Source organism: Rhodobacter sp. Har01, assembly GCF_020564565.1.
GTDB lineage: Bacteria > Pseudomonadota > Alphaproteobacteria > Rhodobacterales > Rhodobacteraceae > Pseudogemmobacter.
Genome location: NZ_JAJCTD010000050.1, coordinates 1 through 290 on the forward strand (window position 1 = coordinate 1; position 290 = coordinate 290).

Sequence of the window (290 nt, forward strand, 5' to 3'; positions counted from 1 at the left end):
ATCATGTTCGGCCGGCTGAAGGACTGGCGCAGGGTCGCAACCCGCTACGACCGATGCGCAAAGACCTTCCTCTCCGCCGCCGCACTCGCCGCAACCGTCATGTTCTGGCTTTGAGCGTCAATGAGTCTGGACCCTGCGCAACAACGCCCTCCTGATAGGCAAGAACACGCCGATGTTCGGGATTGTTTCCCCTTCATATGACCTCTTTACCTCTTGTTAAGGTGTGAGGCTGAAAGTGGTTTACAGAACGTCAACATCAAGGTTCAGAACATGCATCCCAGCGAGATGAA

At 54.8% G+C, this 290-nt stretch carries 1 pseudogene; it reads left to right on the plus strand.

Annotated features, from left to right (window positions below):
- Positions 1 to 114: pseudogene (locus tag LHP98_RS19365) on the plus strand (IS5/IS1182 family transposase); the annotation flags it as partial.
- Between the last annotated feature and the right edge of the window lie 176 nt (positions 115 to 290).